14 protein-coding genes and 2 pseudogenes are annotated in these 16121 nt (G+C 57.9%); 6 read left to right on the top strand and 10 right to left on the bottom strand.

Features of this window, described 5'->3' with window-relative positions; all coding sequences use genetic code 11:
* Positions 1-149: 149 nt before the first annotated feature.
* The 6 genes and pseudogenes from ACMGF5_RS08995 to ACMGF5_RS09020 form a co-directional block, all read right to left on the bottom strand.
* Complete coding sequence (locus ACMGF5_RS08995) at positions 150-503, bottom strand: copper-binding protein (protein ID WP_047279650.1); 354 nt, start codon at positions 501-503, stop codon at positions 150-152.
* Positions 500-3657, bottom strand: a pseudogene (locus tag ACMGF5_RS09000) (efflux RND transporter permease subunit). Before ACMGF5_RS09000 ends, ACMGF5_RS08995 begins: the two are co-directional and overlap by 4 nt.
* Positions 3654-5114, bottom strand: a complete 1461-nt coding sequence (locus ACMGF5_RS09005) for an efflux RND transporter periplasmic adaptor subunit (protein WP_414157734.1) — start codon at positions 5112-5114, stop codon at positions 3654-3656. The pseudogene ACMGF5_RS09000 and the gene ACMGF5_RS09005 overlap by 4 nt, the downstream one beginning before the upstream one ends.
* Complete coding sequence (locus tag ACMGF5_RS09010) at positions 5111-6361, bottom strand: TolC family protein (RefSeq protein ID WP_060477667.1); 1251 nt, start codon at positions 6359-6361, stop codon at positions 5111-5113. Before ACMGF5_RS09010 ends, ACMGF5_RS09005 begins: the two co-directional genes overlap by 4 nt.
* A gap of 470 nt (positions 6362-6831) precedes the next feature.
* Positions 6832-8238, bottom strand: coding sequence for a heavy metal sensor histidine kinase (locus tag ACMGF5_RS09015; RefSeq protein ID WP_060477658.1), 1407 nt, complete (start codon positions 8236-8238; stop codon positions 6832-6834).
* Positions 8238-8915 carry a heavy metal response regulator transcription factor gene (locus tag ACMGF5_RS09020; RefSeq protein WP_047279645.1) on the bottom strand — a complete coding sequence of 226 codons (678 nt, stop codon included), beginning with the start codon at positions 8913-8915 and terminating at the stop codon, positions 8238-8240. Before ACMGF5_RS09020 ends, ACMGF5_RS09015 begins: the two co-directional genes overlap by 1 nt.
* Before the next feature lie 164 nt (positions 8916-9079).
* On the opposite strand from ACMGF5_RS09020, the gene ACMGF5_RS09025 reads away from it, so the two are divergent.
* From ACMGF5_RS09025 to ACMGF5_RS09050, 6 genes are all read left to right on the top strand, one after another.
* A complete protein-coding gene (locus tag ACMGF5_RS09025; protein WP_047279644.1) occupies positions 9080-9286 on the top strand; it encodes a co-regulatory protein PtrA N-terminal domain-containing protein in 207 nt (68 codons plus the stop codon).
* 181 nt (positions 9287-9467) lie between these two features.
* Positions 9468-11381 carry a copper resistance system multicopper oxidase gene (locus ACMGF5_RS09030; protein WP_047281597.1) on the top strand — a complete coding sequence of 638 codons (1914 nt, stop codon included), beginning with the start codon at positions 9468-9470 and terminating at the stop codon, positions 11379-11381.
* A gap of 14 nt (positions 11382-11395) precedes the next feature.
* The gene (locus ACMGF5_RS09035) at positions 11396-11719 is read left to right on the top strand and encodes a hypothetical protein (protein ID WP_080960264.1); all 324 of its coding nucleotides are present in this window, start codon (positions 11396-11398) and stop codon (positions 11717-11719) included.
* Positions 11709-12809 (top strand): copper resistance protein B, encoded by a 1101-nt coding sequence (locus ACMGF5_RS09040; protein WP_047279641.1) that lies wholly within the window; start codon positions 11709-11711, stop codon positions 12807-12809. The genes ACMGF5_RS09035 and ACMGF5_RS09040 overlap by 11 nt, the downstream gene beginning before the upstream one ends.
* A gap of 10 nt (positions 12810-12819) precedes the next feature.
* Positions 12820-13602, top strand: coding sequence for a c-type cytochrome (locus tag ACMGF5_RS09045; protein ID WP_047279640.1), 783 nt, complete (start codon positions 12820-12822; stop codon positions 13600-13602).
* Entirely contained in the window at positions 13592-14047 is a 456-nt protein-coding gene (locus ACMGF5_RS09050) for a DUF411 domain-containing protein (RefSeq protein WP_047279639.1), read from the top strand. The genes ACMGF5_RS09045 and ACMGF5_RS09050 overlap by 11 nt, the downstream gene beginning before the upstream one ends.
* Positions 14048-14477: 430 nt before the next feature.
* Here ACMGF5_RS09050 and ACMGF5_RS09055 read toward each other — a convergent pair whose 3' ends face one another.
* The 4 genes and pseudogenes from ACMGF5_RS09055 to ACMGF5_RS09070 all read right to left on the bottom strand — a co-directional run.
* Positions 14478-14810, bottom strand: a complete 333-nt coding sequence (locus ACMGF5_RS09055; protein WP_047279638.1) for a DUF2790 domain-containing protein — start codon at positions 14808-14810, stop codon at positions 14478-14480.
* A gap of 144 nt (positions 14811-14954) precedes the next feature.
* Positions 14955-15149 (bottom strand): MbcA/ParS/Xre antitoxin family protein, encoded by a 195-nt coding sequence (locus tag ACMGF5_RS09060; RefSeq protein WP_255032616.1) that lies wholly within the window; start codon positions 15147-15149, stop codon positions 14955-14957.
* 201 nt (positions 15150-15350) lie between these two features.
* Complete coding sequence (locus ACMGF5_RS09065) at positions 15351-15674, bottom strand: DUF2790 domain-containing protein (protein WP_003253432.1); 324 nt, start codon at positions 15672-15674, stop codon at positions 15351-15353.
* 183 nt (positions 15675-15857) lie between these two features.
* A pseudogene (locus tag ACMGF5_RS09070) lies at positions 15858-16102 on the bottom strand (group II intron reverse transcriptase/maturase); the annotation flags it as partial.
* Positions 16103-16121: the final 19 nt, after the last annotated feature.

Genomic DNA, 16121 nt, shown 5'->3' on the forward strand with positions numbered 1-16121 from the left:
CGGTATCGGGTCGATGTGATGCCAGTAAACCGTTTCAAAACGGTATGTAGCGTTCGACCTGACGGGGTCCTGAAGATTGATTACATTTCTGTAAGCTTGTCCGAAGCATCTCGGTGTGAAGGCCTGCCGGATCATTTAAGGCTGGAAAATCACTGCTTCTGAATGCTCACGATTTTCGCGACGCTTCCCTCCATACGGAATGCAAATTCCACCTTGTCTCCTACGTTCAAGCCGTTCAGCCGTGCAGGTTCCGCTTGGAAACCCATGGTCATCGCCGGCCATTTGAGCTCTGCTACTGGGCCGTGGGCCAAGGTGATTTTTCCGCTTTGCGGATCCAGCGCCTTAATTGTCCCTTCAGCATGCGCAGTGGATGCCGCCTGGGTGCCTTGGCCACCCTCGGCGGAAGCTGGCATGTTCTTCATGTCCATACCATCCATGTCCTGGGCATGCACACTGGCGGCGAAAACTGTGACCAGGCCTGCGATGACGAATAGCTTTTTCATTGGATTACTCCTGAAAAGTGAGGGGTTGTTACAGCGAGTTCGCGGCGACGGACCAGCCAGTACGCCGCAGGTATTACAAACAGGGAGAGCAATGGAGCGGTCAGCATCCCGCCCACCATGGGCACCGCGATGCGACTCATGACCTCGCTGCCGGTACCGCTGCTCCAGAGGATGGGCAGCAGGCCTGCAACGATGACCGCCACAGTCATTGCCTTGGGTCTGATGCGCTGCACCGCGCCCTCACGGATTGCATCGAGCAGCGCTGCGCGTGTGGTTTCGCATTCGGCCTGACGCTCAGCCCAAGCGTTATTCAGGTAAATGAGCATGATCACCCCGAACTCCGCCGCTACGCCGGCCAGGGCAATGAAACCTACGCCTGTGGCCACCGACAGGTTGTAGCCCAGCAGATACAGCAGCCAAACGCCTCCGGTTAGGGCAAAAGGTAAGGTGCCCATGATGAGCATTGCTTCACCGAAGCGCCCAAATGTCAGGTAAAGCAGCACGAAGATAATGGCCAAGGTGGCCGGCACCACCCAGGCCAGGCGGGCGTTCGCCCGCTCCAGGTATTCGAACTGACCGGAGTAGCTCAAGCTCATGCCCGGATCGAGCTTTACCTCGCTGTCGATAGATTGACGTAGGTCTGCGACAACAGACGATAGGTCTCGGCCGCGCACATCGATGTACACCCAACCTGAGGGGCGAGCATTCTCGCTCTTGAGCATTGGCGGGCCATCGGCAATACGTATGCGGGCCACGGTGCCGAGCGTGAGCTGGCCGCCCTGCGAGGTGTAGATCGGAAGCTGACGCAACGCCTCCACGGAATCACGCCATTCGCGTGGATAGCGCACGCTGATGGGATAACGAGCTAACCCTTCAACCGTTTCCCCAATGGTTTCGCCACCTATTGCACCGGCAACAATAGCCTGAACGTCGGTGATGTTCAGGCCATAACGGGCAGCGGCATGGCGGTCGATGTCCAGATCTATGTAGCGGCCGCCAGTCAAACGCTCTGCCAGGGCCGAAGTCACTCCAGGCACCTTTTTCGCTGCCCGCTCCACAGCAAGGGTAGCCCGGTCTATCTGGTTCAGATCGCTGCCGGCAACCTTGACGCCGATTGGACTCTTGATGCCGGTGGCCAGCATGTCAATCCGGTTGCGGATAGGCGGAATCCAGATGTTGGTGAGCCCGGGCACACGCACGATACGGTCAAGCTCTTCGATGAGCTTCTCCGTGGTCATACCGGTACGCCATTCACTCTTGGGCTTGAGCCGCACGGTGGTCTCGAACATCTCCAGAGGTGCAGGGTCGGTGGCCGACTCGGCGCGGCCGGCCTTACCAAAAACACTGGCTACCTCGGGGACGGTACGAATCAAGCGATCCGTTCGCTGCAACAGCTCTGAAGCTTTCTGCGCCGAGAGCCCAGGCAAGGCTGAAGGCATGTAGAGCAGATCACCTTCATCAAGGGGGGAAGAAACTCGCCGCCGAGATGGTTCAAGGGCCACAGACTGCTGAGCAGGATAAGCGCTGCTCCAGCGAGGGTCACCAGAGGCCGGCGCAGGACGACCTCCAATGCCGGACGGTATAGCCGGATGAGCACCCTGTTGAGCGGGTTGCGCTGTTCCGCTGGCAGTGGCCCTCTGATCCAGTACCCCATCAGCACCGGTATCAGGGTCACCGATAACGCAGCCGCCGCTGCCATTGCGTATGTCTTGGTAAAGGCCAGGGGGGCAAAGAGGCGGCCCTCTTGGGCTTGCAGTGTGAACACCGGGATGAACGAGAGCGTGATGATCATGAGGCTGAAGAACAGCGCAGGACCAACCTCCACGGCTGCCTCCGTCATAACCTTCCAATGCGCTTCGCCCCGCAAAAGTTGACTAGGGTGCCGGGAATTCCAGGCCTCAACTCGTTTGTGGGCGTTCTCGATCATGACCACGGCAGCGTCCACCATTGCACCGATGGCTATAGCGATTCCGCCAAGGGACATGATGTTGGCGTTGATGCCCTGATGACGCATGACGATCAGCGCAATCAGAATTCCCACGGGCAGCGACACGATGGCAACCAGCGACGAGCGCAGGTGCCAGAGAAACGCTGCGCATACCAACGCCACTACCACAAACTCCTCGACAAGTTTGTGACTGAGATTCTCCACAGCACGGTCGATCAGCTGGCTGCGGTCGTAGACGGTGACAAGCTCCACCCCGGTAGGTAGGCCTTTCTTCAAGGTTTCGAGCTTGGCCTTAACGTGCGCGATGGCCTCACGAGCATTCTTGCCGCTGCGCAGGATAACCACTCCACCTACGGCCTCACCGAGGCCGTCCAGCTCGCCTATGCCTCTGCGGGCTTCCGGACCTATCTGCACCGTAGCGACATCGCCTAACTTCACCGGCACGCCCTTGGCAGCCAGTCGCAGTGGGATCGCTCTGAAATCGTCCAACGATGTTAAGTAGCCCGCCGCACGAACCATGAATTCTGCTTCGCCTTGCTCCAGCACACCGCCACCGGTCTCCTGGTTGGCCTTGCCTATAGCCTCCACCACTTCAGCTTGGGTGATACCGAGGCTGGCCATGCGAAGCGGATCGAGGACGACTTGGTACTGCTTGATCATACCGCCGATGGTGGCCACCTCAGCGACATCCGGCAGGGTCTTGAGCTCATAGCGCAGGAACCAGTCCTGCAGGCTGCGCAGTTGCGACAGGTCATGGCCGCCATTGCGATCAACCAGCGCATACTGATAAATCCAGCCCACTCCGGTGGCGTCCGGTCCCAATACCGGCTTGGCTGCCGCAGGTAATCGCGATTGCGCCTGGCTCAGATACTCAAGAACCCGAGAGCGCGCCCAATACAGATCGGTGCCATCCTCGAACAGCACGTAGACGAAGCTGTCACCGAATGCGGAGAAGCCACGTACTGTTTTGGCTCCCGGAACCGAAAGCATGGTGGTGGTCAGCGGATAGGTCACCTGATTCTCAACGATCTGAGGTGCCTGTCCTGGGTAGGACGTGCGGATGATCACCTGTACATCCGACAGGTCGGGCAAGGCGTCGATTGGCAGGCTCCTCACCGAGACGAATCCCCATGCCACCAGAAACAGCGTGGCGAGAAGCACCAGCACGCGGTTGCCTACCGACCAGCGAATCAGTTTGGCAATCATGGTTGGCCCTCCAACACTTTGATCTGCTGAACCACCATGCCCTCGTCTCGTTCGCGTATGCCAAAGCGAATCTGCGCACCGACCTTGAGGCCATCAAGGAGCGACTGATCAGCCACCGGAAAGGTCATGGTCATCCCAGGCATGCCCAGGGTGAGGAAGGGACCATGGGCAACGGTGAGCTGGGCTCCGTCTATCTGCACGATACGGCCGTTCGCTTCATGGAGGGCGGGCCCCGCTTTGGGCTGAGCATCCTGCGCCGTCGCCGCTTCGATGCCTTTCAAATTAGCTTCGGAGTCCAGCAGGAATTGCCCGGATGCGACGATGCGCTGACCTGCCTGAAGGCCCTGCAACACCGCAACTTGCCCCTTGCTCTCCTGACCCAACACGACTTCCACCGGTCGGAAGCGACCATCGTCTTCAGCCAGCATCACCAGATCCCGCTTGCCGGTGCGTATGACCGCCTCGGCAGGCACCAAGAGACTCTCCTCGGCGGACACGCTGGGATGGAGAGCCACCTGTGCGGTCATTCCAGGACGAAGCCGTCCATCCGGGTTGGGCAACTCGATACGCAGGCGCAAAGTACGGCTTTGCAAGTCGGCATCGGCCAACAGCGCAGTCAGCTTGCCCGGTACGGGATCACCTGGAAACGCTGGCAATTGCGCCTGTACAGGCTGGCCTTCGTGGAGACCTTGAGCCTGGGCTTCTGGCACGGCGGCTTCCAGCCAGACGTTGGCCACTCCGTTGATCCTTGCCAAGGTAGCCCCCGGCGTCAGCGTCATGCCGGGTCGTAGATCGAGAACCTGGATTACACCGGCAGTAGGCGCAGAAAGTGTGACCGAGAGCTGCACCTTCCCAGTACTCGCGACCCGGTTGATCAGGTCGACCGGCATGCCGGAGAGCACGAGCCGCTGTCGCGCCGCCGCCGTCAGCTGAGCGTCGCCGGAATGTCGCAACGCCAGATATTCTTCCTGCAAACCAGCCCACTCCGGGGTCAGCACATCGGCTAGAGGAGCCCCTTTGACAACTATGTCCCCCGTCGCTCGGCCATATGCGCGTTCGACGTAACCGCCAGTACGGGCCTGCAATACGCTGAAGTCGCGTTCGTCGAACGCCAGAACGCCGCTCACGCTCAGGGATCGTTCAAGCCGGCCAGCCGTCACCGTTGCCAATCGAATCCCGAGATTTTGCTGGAGCCCAGCCGAGACCTGAACCGCGAGCTGCCCCTTGTCATTCGCGTCGTCTGAATACTTGGGCACGAGCGGCATATCCATGAATGGCGATTTACCGGGTGCCGGGAAATGCTGCTGGGGATACATCGGGTCGTACCAGTACAGCGCTTTTTGCTCACCATCTGGCTGAGATGGGGTAACCGTGCCACGTCCACCCAGCCAGAAGCCCGCACCTATCCCAATAGCAAGGGCAGCAGCCACAACCAAACCAATCGACCTACCCCTCATGCCTGCACCTCTCCATATACGAAATGCAGACGCGCTGCTGTTGCCGCCAACTGTCCTTGCAGGTCCACATCCTGTAACAGCGCTTCCACGCGTTGCCGACGTGCCGACAGCACTTCACTTAACGACGACTTACCGGCGCGGTAGTCCGCAAGAGCGAGGCGTACCCGGTCCTCGGCCAGAGGTAGAAGCGTTTCGCGACTGCGCCGCACCGCCCGTTGCAAGCGTTGGTACTCGGCAAGGTCTGTTTCTAGCTGGGCTTGATGCTCGCGCAGGGCAGCGTCCTGCTCGTCCTCCAACTGGCGAACTTGTGCGCGTCGTGCCGCAATCATCGGGTCTTGCCGTGAGCCAGTGAACAACGGCAACTGGAAGCTAACTTGCAGGCTGACCATGTTGCTGAAGTCCGGGCCACGACGCTGATAATCCACCCCCCAAGACCAATCTGACTTCTTTTCTGCCTGGGCCTGGTGTACCTGGGCTTGCGCCTCGCGTGTCATGGCGTTGTAGGTATTGAGCTCCGGATGGGCATGAACGGAGTGCAGGTATTCAGCTGCGTCTACTGGCCAGACAGGGAAAGTCGGCGCGCCTACTTCGGCGTCCTGCCCAATCCAGCGCTTCAGCGCGGATCGCGCTTGAGCTGCCTGACTCAACAAAACATCTTTCTGCTCGTCCAGCTGTGCCAATTCCTGTTTGGGAGCCAGCGTATCGGCCGTTGAGCCTGCGCCTCCGGCCAGGCGCGCCCGCACCGTAGATGCCAGCAGCTGGTTTTCTTTGTAGAAAGCGTCGAAGTGTTCAAGTTTTCGCTGCACGGTGTACGCCGTAACCCAAGCCTGTGCGGTTGCCGCCCGAATCTTCAGGCGCTCGAAGACTGCCTCGGCATCGGCTCGCTCGACCGTGGCCTGAGCTGTCTCTACACGAGCTTTGCGTTTTTCCCGATTCGGTACGTCTTGGGACAGGCCAACCACCTGCATGGTCATGAAGTCTCTGTTCATGCTCCAGCGATCAGCGCCTTCAATCGGCAGGTTTTGTACCCCAAGATTGAGGCGCGGATCGGGTAGTTCGCCCGCTGGGATGACCGAGCTGCGAGCAGCTGATGCCTGCTCCAGGCGGGCCTGTAGAGAGGGAGCGTTGCGTTCAGCCAATTGCAGCGCCTCATCCAGCGACAGCGTTACAGCCTGTGCCGAGACAGCCGGCAGCAGTATGAAAAGGACGGCCGTGGTGATCCGTCCCTGAAAACGTTGGGGAGTCATGAAAATGATTCCTCGAAAGATCAGCGCCCAGGCGCGTGCCATCGCCCCGCTTCTAAGCAGAACGATGGTGTGAAATTAAGAGGGAGTCAGACGCGGGGAGGACGCCATGGATCGGGGGGAGAACCTGTCGCTATGCCTACAGCGTAGGTATCGGCAGGCCGTGGCTTTGCATAGGTCAGTCCAGGCGTCAGGAAGCTGAGCTGCACTGTGCTGGCAGTCCTGCACTCCTGACCCACCTTGCAGGATTTGGCATGGTCACCAGTCTTGCCCGGGTCTTGGTCCTGGCAGCAGTCATGGTCCATGCCCGCCATCATTTCCATGCCCATGGTCTGCATTGGGCAAGGTTCAGTCGCCGAATCGATGCCCGCCATCCCGTTAAGCGGAAGCGCCACGATAATCATCAGGATGGTGAGCAGTCGAATGAACCGATTCATGATGGGCGAGTATAGGTTACCGGAATGAATTCAGCATTAAGGGGTTGGGGCTGCACCAACCAACCGCTTGGAGGCAGGAAGGCTGATGAAGAAGGTTGTGACACCCTCCTCTGAAGTACACCAAATTCGTCCGCTGTGAGTCTCAATAATGGAACGTGTGATCGACAGCCCCAGGCCCGCATTACTTGGACCACCTTCGCGTCTGGCTGGATCGGCCCGATAGAACCGGTCGAAGATCTTGCCAATGTGCTGAGGATCGATGGTTACTCCGCTGTTACGTACGGATAGCGTCACGGTTTCACGTGTTTGCTCGATCTGCACTGCTATCTCATTGCCTTCCGGGGTGTAGCGCAACGCGTTAGATAATAGGTTGGAAAGGGCTCGGTCAATCATCAGGCGATCACCACGAACCTTGCCACGACCTTGGAGGGTCAGCTGAATGCCCCGGTCCTCAGCCAGAAACTGGTAGTACTCGAACAGCTTGGATACGAGTTCGGAGAGGTCCACATCGATCTGCTCGGGCACGATCAGACCATTATCCGCCTTGGCTAGGAAAAGCATGTCGTCGATCATGCGCGACATGCGCTTGAGGTCTTCCAGGTTCGAATAGAGGTTTTCCTCATAGGCATCCAGGTCACGCTTCTTGGTGAGCACCACTTCGGTATGAGTCAGCAGGTTGCTGACCGGCGTTCTCAACTCGTGAGCGATATCGGCAGAGAAGTTGGACAACCGAACGAATGTATCCTCCAACCGTCCCAGCATCCCGTTGAAAGACAGGATGAGTTCCTGAAGCTCAAGCGGTACGGGCTCCAGTGGAATGCGCTCGCGGAGAGATTTTGCCGACATCCCGGTGGCCACTTTGGTGATTTGCCTGACAGGCCGGAGTCCGCTTTTGGCCACGACCCAGCCCAAGCCTGCGCTCACAATCGCGCTGATCACCAAGCCGATGCCGAACCACCATTGCAGGGTGACAAAGAAATGCGCGTGAGTGGTGACATCGAGCATCAGCACGGCCGTTACCGGTTCCGGCTCGCCCGCGATAGTCAACTGGGCGGTGATACCGCGGAAGTTCTGCGCTTCATCCTGCCATTCCCAAACCGCACCCTGGCGCGCCTGCTCGAACCGCTGAGGGATTTGGGAGGCTTTGGAGTCTGAAAAAAGGACCGTGCCGTCAGCCTTGGTGATTTTCGCCGAAAGATCCTGATGTGCGCCGAGCAATGCCCGCAGTTGCTGCTCCTGATCGTCGAGCTCGCCTCGCGCTGCTGAAATGGAAAGGATATGACGCGTTGACTCCAGCTTTTCGGCAAGCGCCTGCTCATCCAGCATCCGGAAATGGTGCTGGCTGAGCCCGTAGAAAGCCACGCCGGCAACGACCAAGACAGCAGTCACCGCGAACATGAACATTAGTGTCAGTCGCTTGACGAGGGATGATTGCGGGCGCATCACTCGGGCACATCCATCATGTAGCCCATGCCTCGGGCGGTGTGGATGAGCTTTGGCGCGAAGTCGTCATCAATCTTGGCCCGCAGTCGGCGAATCGCGACCTCGATCACGTTGGTGTCACTGTCGAAGTTCATGTCCCAGACCTGAGAAGCGATCAGCGACTTGGGGAGCACCTCGCCGCGTCGGCGCATGAGCAGCTCCAACAGGGAAAACTCCTTGGCAGTAAGGTCGATACGCTTACCGTTTCGCGTAGCCCGGCGCTTGAGCAGGTCCACTTCAAGGTCTGCCATTTTCATGGTGGTTTGAGCAGAACCACCGTTGCCTCTGCGCAGCAACGTGCGAACCCGAGCCAGCAGCTCCGAGAATGCAAAGGGCTTCACTAGGTAATCATCAGCGCCCAGCTCCAAACCTTTCACGCGATCGTCTACGCCATCACGGGCCGTCAAGAAAAGGACCGGCACATCCTTACCCGCTGCGCGTATCTTGCGCAGAACCTCCCAGCCATCGAGCCCCGGCATCATCACATCGAGAATCAGCAAGTCATAGGCTTCGCTCTGCGCGTGTTGCAGGGCATCAGTGCCTGTCATCACCCGGTCAACGGTGAAGCCAGCTTCTGTCAGGCCTTGCTGGAGGTAGACACCGGTTTTCGGCTCATCTTCGGCTACGAGTAATTTCATCTGCTCTCATCCACGCGGGGTGCATCTCCAGTTTGCAGGAAAAAAGACGCCCAACCAGAAGCTGACGGAAAAGTAATGTCGAGATCAGTTTTCTGACAGCACCGCGAGGCTAACTTGACCACGTACCTGACGCCATGAGGCGCAGAACCATTGAGGATCTCCAGATGAACATGGTCAAAGCAATTGTGTTGGTCGTTACCTTCGGCACGGCAGGCATTGCCCTGGCAGAGGGCGGCGCGGACCGGACCTTTGCGCGGATGGAAGCGGCTCGCCAAAGTTCCATGCAGGGCTACCAGGTTGCGCAGGAGAAGAGAGAGCAGGCGCCAGTCGCCGCCCAGTCCAGCAAGCACGCGGGCCACGAAAGCTGCTGATCCGAGCTTACAGAAATGTAATCACCCCGGAATCTGAACTATGGCAGTTTCAGACTACGGCCTCTCATCAGCCTCGCGCAGTGGCGAAAGTCTGCGAGACTGGTGAGAGCACCAATGAACCCAAGGGCTGCGCCATCGAGCAGCCTGGATATCAGCGATCTACCTGACTGGACGCAACGGCATGCAAAGCAAAACCACGAGACGATCTTTCGTCAAAGGCCTGGCCGCTACCGGACTTCTGGGTGGGCTCGGCATGTGGCGCGCGCCGGTCTGGGCCGTGACCAGCCCTGGCCAACCGAACGTGCTCAGCGGCACGGACTTCGATCTGTATATCGGTGAACTGCCCGTCAACATCACGGGTGCAGCTCGTACGGCCATGGCCATCAACGGCTCCGTGCCAGGGCCAATCCTGCGATGGCGCGAAGGCGACACCGTGACGCTGCGCGTACGCAACCGGCTGAAACAGGACACCTCCATTCACTGGCACGGCATCATCCTGCCCGCCAACATGGACGGTGTGCCGGGCTTGAGCTTCCACGGCATCGCTCCCGATGGCATGTACGAATACAAGTTCAAGGTCCACCAGAACGGCACTTACTGGTATCACAGTCACTCAGGCTTCCAAGAACAGTCCGGGGTCTATGGGGCTTTGGTGATCGATGCCAAAGATCCGGAGCCGTTTGTATATGACCGTGATTACGTCGTCATGCTCAGCGATTGGACGGATGAAGACCCGGCGCAGGTGCTCTCCAAACTCAAGAAGCAATCTGACTACTACAACTTCCACAAGCGCACAATTGGCGACTTCGTTGACGATGTGAGCGAGAAAGGCTGGTCGGCCGCTGTAGCGGATCGGAAGATGTGGGCTGAAATGAAGATGAGCCCCACCGACCTCGCTGATGTGAGCGGGTATACCTACACCTACCTCATGAACGGCCAGGCTCCGAACGGCAACTGGACGGGAATCTTCAAGCCCGGCGAGAAAATCCGCCTGCGCTTTATCAACGGCTCGGCCATGACCTATTTCGATGTCCGGATTCCTGGGCTCAAGATGACGGTTGTGGCTGCCGACGGCCAGTACGTCAAACCCGTATCGGTCGATGAGTTCCGGATCGCCGTTGCGGAAACCTACGATGTCATCGTCGAACCTGAAAACGAGCAGGCCTATACGATCTTCGCGCAGTCCATGGACCGTACCGGGTACTCCCGAGGCACCCTGGCAGTTCGTGAAGGCTTGCAAGCGCCCGTGCCGGAGGTAGATCCGCGCCCGATCATCGCCATGAGCGACATGGGCATGGACCACGGCAGCATGGGCGGAATGGATCACGGCAGCATGGCTGGCATGGACCAAGGCAACATGGCCGGCATGGACCACAGCAAGATGGCTGGGATGGACCACGGCAGCATGGCCGGCATGGACCACAGCAAGATGGCTGGAATGGACCATGGCAGCATGGCCGGCATGGACCACAGCAAGATGGCTGGGATGGACCACGGCAATATGGCCGGCATGGATCACAGCAAGATGGCTGGGATGGGTCATGAGGGCATGGCCGGCATGAGCGGGGCAATGCAGAGCCATCCGGCTTCCGAGACCAACAACCCGTTGGTCGATATGCAGACCATGTCGCCGACCCCGAAGCTGAACGATCCGGGAATTGGCCTGCGCAACAACGGGCGCCGAGTGCTGACCTACGCCGATTTGCGGAGCACCTTCATCGATCCCGATGGTCGAGAGCCTGGACGCACAATCGAACTGCACCTTACCGGCCACATGGAGAAGTTCGCGTGGTCGTTCGACGGTATCAAATTCTCCGACGCTGAACCGCTGCGGTTGAAATATGGCGAGCGTCTTCGCATCACCTTGGTCAACGACACCATGATGACTCACCCCATCCACCTCCACGGTATGTGGAGTGATCTGGAGGACGAGAATGGCAACTTCATGGTTCGCAAGCACACCATCGACATGCCACCTGGCTCAAAACGAAGCTATCGCGTCACCGCAGACGCCTTGGGACGTTGGGCCTATCACTGTCACCTACTGTTCCACATGGAAATGGGCATGTTCCGAGAAGTCCGTGTGGACGAATGAACCGGAGATCTGAGATGAGCAAACCAATGAAACGAAGCGCCTTTTTCCTTTCTGCTGCGATGGTAGGCATGCTGGCTGTTTATGCCCCGTCGTCGTGGTCCAGCGACAACCATGATCAGCACTCACAGAAATCCACCGAGGCAGGCAAAGCCAAAGGCTCGCAGGACAAGCAGGGCCAGGGGATGAACCATGAAGGCATGGAGCATGGTTCCATGGAAGGTATGGACCACGGCTCGATGAAGGGGATGGACCATGGCTCGATGGAAGGCATGGACCACGACAAAATGATGGAATCGCATGGCAGCGACAAAGCTAAGGCAGGGAAAGATGGCCAATAGCTTTGGGCGGCCTTCGCTGCTGGCCCTGACTGTTTCAATCGGCATGCTGGGCGTAACGCCCAGCTTCGCCGCTGAAGAAATGGATCACTCGGGCATGGATCATTCGAAAATGGGGCACGGTTCCATGCAAATGGATGCTGCTCCGTCCGAATCGATGCCGGCGATGGATCACAGCAAGATGGGGGTTAGCAAACATCAGAAACAGACTGCCCCTGTTGATCACAGCCAGATGGGGCATGCTCAAAGCCAGAGCAAATCCAGCCCGGTGGACCATAGCAAGATGGACCATGGAACCATGAAGGGCATGGATCACGGTTCGATGAAGGGCATGGACCATTCCCAGATGAATCATGGTTCAGCGACTTCTCCAACCACAACTAGCCGCACGCCGATTCCAGTGCTCACTGATGCCGACCGTGAGGCAGCCTTTCCGCCTTTGGGTGGCCACCAGGTGCACGACAGCGGAATCAACAGTTTCTTCCTGTTGGACCAGCTCGAATACCAGGACGCCGATGAGGGCAGCACCCTGGCCTGGGACGCTTCAGGCTGGGTAGGCGGTGACATTAATCGACTCTGGGTTCGTTCGGAAGGCGAGCGCACCAATGGGGTAACCGAAGACGCCGAGCTGCAATTGCTTTACGGCCGCTCGGTCAGTCCATGGTGGGATGTGGTCGCCGGGGTCCGTCAGGATTTCAAACCGGAATCCCCACAGACCTGGGCAGCCTTTGGTATTCAGGGCATGGCCTTGTATGACTTCGAGGCCGAAGCCACGGCGTTCATAGGCGAGAACGGCCAGACTGCTGCGCGTCTTGAGGGCGAATACGACATCCTGCTGACCAATCGCTTGATTTTGCAGCCCACGGCCGAGGCGAACTTCTATGGCAAGAACGATCCTGAGCGCGGTGTTGGCTCGGGTCTGGCCAATACCGAAGTCGGCCTGCGTCTACGGTATGAAATTGTCCGCCAGTTTGCTCCATACATAGGCGTTACCTGGAGCCGCTCCTACGGCAACACCGCTGACTTCATCCGAGACGAGGGTGGAGATGTTAATGAGGCACGCTTCGTTGCCGGTATCAGGATGTGGTTCTGAGAATTTCAACATGAAAAGAACAATTACAACGCTGCTCGTGGCCGGTACTTTCGGAAGTGCTGCTGTATTGGGCACGGCGTATTTCGGCTTGGTGAATGTCGGCGCCGATGATCCTCACTTTCCGGCTGTCCATTCGTTTCTCGCCATGGCTCGCGACCGGTCGATTGAGGTTCGAGCGCGAGACATTGAAGTGCCTGACCTAAAGAATGCCGCGTTGATCAAGGCAGGAGCAGGCAACTACAACGCCATGTGCATTGGGTGCCACCTCGCCCCAGGCGTTGGGCAGACTGAACTAAGCCAAGCGCTATACCCGTCGCCACCTGACCTCACCAAGGTCGGTGTCGGAGGCGATCCGGCCGCCGCATTCTGGACGATCAAACACGGTATCAAAGCCACCGGCATGCCCGCTTGGGGCAAGAGCATGGGTGATGAGTACATCTGGGGAATCGTCGCGTTCCTGAACCAACTGCCCCAAATCAATCCTGAGCAGTACAAGGCTCTAGTGGCCACGAGCGGTGGCCACAAGCACGGCGGCGGTGAAAGCGATATGCACAACCATGAGGGCCAGCACGGCGTAAGCAGTCGTGCCGAGCATGGTGATCACGACGAAGCGGCAGACGACGATCATGCCCAGGCAGCTCACGACCACGGAACTGCACCCGCAGGCTCCGCCCAAGCGGCAGATCATCACGGTGACCACAATGCGGCCGAGGCCCATTCGGATCCCCACCCGGCATCGTCGCCTAAGACGCATGTTCACAAAGACGGTAAGGAGCACACTCATGCCAACTAACCGGGTCTTCGTTCGGCTAGCTGCTATCGCTGGGCTTCTGGTGACCTCGGCGGCCTACGCTGCCGAGCCATTGTCCATCAACGTTCACCGAGACGCGAACTGCGGTTGCTGCAAGAAGTGGATCGCGCACCTGGAAGCTAATGGTTTCAAAGTGATCGACCATGTTGAGACGGACATGAGCGCAGTGAAACAGAAGGTGGGCGTAGCGCCACGGTTAGCGTCCTGCCACACAGCAGTGATCGACGGAAAGTTTGTCGAAGGTCACGTGCCAGCTGAGCAGATTCGAGAGCTCAGGGGGCGGAACGATCTGGCCGGGATCGCCGTACCAGGAATGCCAGCTGGATCCCCAGGCATGGAGGTTGATGGCGTAAGCCATACCTACCAAGTCATTGGTTTAACCAAAAGCGGCGAGGACCAAGTAGTCGCCAACTATCCGGCCAAATAACACATCGACCAGAAGGACGGCAGTAGGCTGACTGCCGTCCCATGTGCTCCGGCTAGAAAGCTTCATCTGCTCAACACGACGATACAGTGGGCCTGTAAAAGATAGCTAATCAGATTCACGGCGCTCGCGTACTGGTTTGAGTACGATATCGCCGTTGATGAGCTCCATGGAGAGTATGTAGCCCGTCGTAAGCCCGAGCTCGCGCAGAATATTGTCGGGTAATTCCACAATCACATCGCCGGAGCCGTCGCCGGGATCAGGCACTTTACCGTGGTGCGCACTGATTCAGTCATTAGGCTCTCCTGTCTGAGCTACCAATCCTCATCGTACTCCACGAGTCATGTAAGCCGGTCACCAGGCGATCAATCGCCGGAATTGACGCTTCAACCCGGCTTTTTATCAGCGTAAGTCCTGTCCGCTCGCTCAGTGCTCAGTTCTGGCCCCGGCAACCGACTCCAGCGGTCCGGTATTCAAGGATTTTCACGTCTCCGTTGGAATCCTCGTAGTTCATCTGTGCCGGCATCACGTCACAGCTCGCCGTGGTCGATGTCATGCTGATTACCCTCGCCACGTCGGGCCGCATCCCGTAGCGATAATGGATCACCTCCGGTGGCTTCTTACCATTGGCGGCTGCATAAGCTCGCATAGCTTGCTCATTGGCCTGAATCATTTTCCCGTATAGACGGTCGGATCCTCCTTCGGCGAGTGCGGCTGAGGAGGCCACTATGGCCAGGATGGCGGTGATACTTTTGATGACTTTCATTTCAATCACTCCACTAGACGTGACTGAAGATTAAGGTTTGGTCGCTGTCAATTGAGTGATACGGGGATTACAAGGTTGTAAGTCCCGCTTGCAGAAGAAGGTAGCGTTGCGGCTTCACCGCATACCCGTTCCCCCTCAGGCAAACTATTGGTAGACACCCAAGAGTAGACGCTCAAGATAGTCCACTACTAGGCTGAACCCGAGCGACGTGTCGAGCATCTCGAATGGAACAAAACCCATCAAATGACCGCACGGCCGACAAAGCCACTGCTCCGCGAGCATCTGAGAGCCTAATACCTTCGATGCTATCTCCGGTCCTTTCGCATATTGGAACGCCACCGCGCTCTGCTGGGCATCCAGGCGATGGGCCTGAACGGGTTGGCTCAGAGCCGTCTCTGTTGGTTGGCTGAGATCTATTGCACGGTTTGCCCGGGCCCAGGCGCAAAAATTTCGAACCTATGGAGGCAACGGGCGTAATAAAAAATGCCAGGCACTGCCTGGCATTTACGAAATCTCTAATTGTACTGTTCAAATCATTTACTACTTGTTGTTGATGCATTGCGAATACATCGAGTAACGAACAGTCTTCAGCGTGCCCTGGGAGTCCTCGAAGGTCATCAACCGTGGGTAGACCTGGCAGGTACGGGGGTCCTGCGACTGACGTACGAACTTAGCAACGTCGATCTTCATGCCATATTTGTAATCCTGAATCTCTGGCATTGGCTTGCCATTTTTCTCCGCGTACTTGGCCACTGCGGTCTGGTGTTCCTTGGTGTATTGCAGCTGCTTGCTCTCGGAGAAAGTGTTGGCCTGCGAAGCCACCGAGAAAACAACAAGTGCAGCAGCGATAATTAGCTTTTTCATAAAACCCTCTAAATTTCAAAACTTCTCGGGCATAACCTTAGCAATGCATAGGCATCACCGGCATGACGAGAAACTTACAATTTTGAAAGGTAAGTGCATCTACTTCACTTTAATCGAGTAGGAGGCGGGTTCACGCCCGCCGTCCTCTCACACCACCGTGCGTACGCTTCCGTACACGGCGGTTCAGGTTATGCGACTAAGCCGGTTGATCGTATCCAGTATCGAGACAAGCCCAAGGCGTCCCATAGTTTCTTCGGCAGCGCCTGATTCATATGTGGTGCACCCGAGTTCCACCATGGCCGCCTTCCATTGGAGGTCGATTTACAGGCACGCTCTGCACCCAGCCCCAGCCGTATCAGGTTGCGAGCCCTCGTCGAAGGCTGCTTCCATTGTCGCCAGATGACACAGCGCAGTTTGTGCCTGAGCCACGTGTTGTGGGCTTCTCTT

It is taken from the genome of Pseudomonas sp. BNK-15, assembly GCF_047456105.1.
Taxonomy (GTDB): domain Bacteria; phylum Pseudomonadota; class Gammaproteobacteria; order Pseudomonadales; family Pseudomonadaceae; genus Aquipseudomonas; species Aquipseudomonas putida_E.

Coding starts and splice junctions, on each gene's coding strand:
- ACMGF5_RS08995 (WP_047279650.1), bottom strand. CDS start 503: ATGAAAAAGCTATTCGTCATCGCAGGCCTGGTCACAGTTTTCGCCGCC.
- ACMGF5_RS09005 (WP_414157734.1), bottom strand. CDS start 5,114: ATGAGGGGTAGGTCGATTGGTTTGGTTGTGGCTGCTGCCCTTGCTATT.
- ACMGF5_RS09010 (WP_060477667.1), bottom strand. CDS start 6,361: ATGACTCCCCAACGTTTTCAGGGACGGATCACCACGGCCGTCCTTTTC.
- ACMGF5_RS09015 (WP_060477658.1), bottom strand. CDS start 8,238: ATGCGCCCGCAATCATCCCTCGTCAAGCGACTGACACTAATGTTCATG.
- ACMGF5_RS09020 (WP_047279645.1), bottom strand. CDS start 8,915: ATGAAATTACTCGTAGCCGAAGATGAGCCGAAAACCGGTGTCTACCTC.
- ACMGF5_RS09025 (WP_047279644.1), top strand. CDS start 9,080: ATGAACATGGTCAAAGCAATTGTGTTGGTCGTTACCTTCGGCACGGCA.
- ACMGF5_RS09030 (WP_047281597.1), top strand. CDS start 9,468: ATGCAAAGCAAAACCACGAGACGATCTTTCGTCAAAGGCCTGGCCGCT.
- ACMGF5_RS09035 (WP_080960264.1), top strand. CDS start 11,396: ATGAGCAAACCAATGAAACGAAGCGCCTTTTTCCTTTCTGCTGCGATG.
- ACMGF5_RS09040 (WP_047279641.1), top strand. CDS start 11,709: ATGGCCAATAGCTTTGGGCGGCCTTCGCTGCTGGCCCTGACTGTTTCA.
- ACMGF5_RS09045 (WP_047279640.1), top strand. CDS start 12,820: ATGAAAAGAACAATTACAACGCTGCTCGTGGCCGGTACTTTCGGAAGT.
- ACMGF5_RS09050 (WP_047279639.1), top strand. CDS start 13,592: ATGCCAACTAACCGGGTCTTCGTTCGGCTAGCTGCTATCGCTGGGCTT.
- ACMGF5_RS09055 (WP_047279638.1), bottom strand. CDS start 14,810: ATGAAAGTCATCAAAAGTATCACCGCCATCCTGGCCATAGTGGCCTCC.
- ACMGF5_RS09065 (WP_003253432.1), bottom strand. CDS start 15,674: ATGAAAAAGCTAATTATCGCTGCTGCACTTGTTGTTTTCTCGGTGGCT.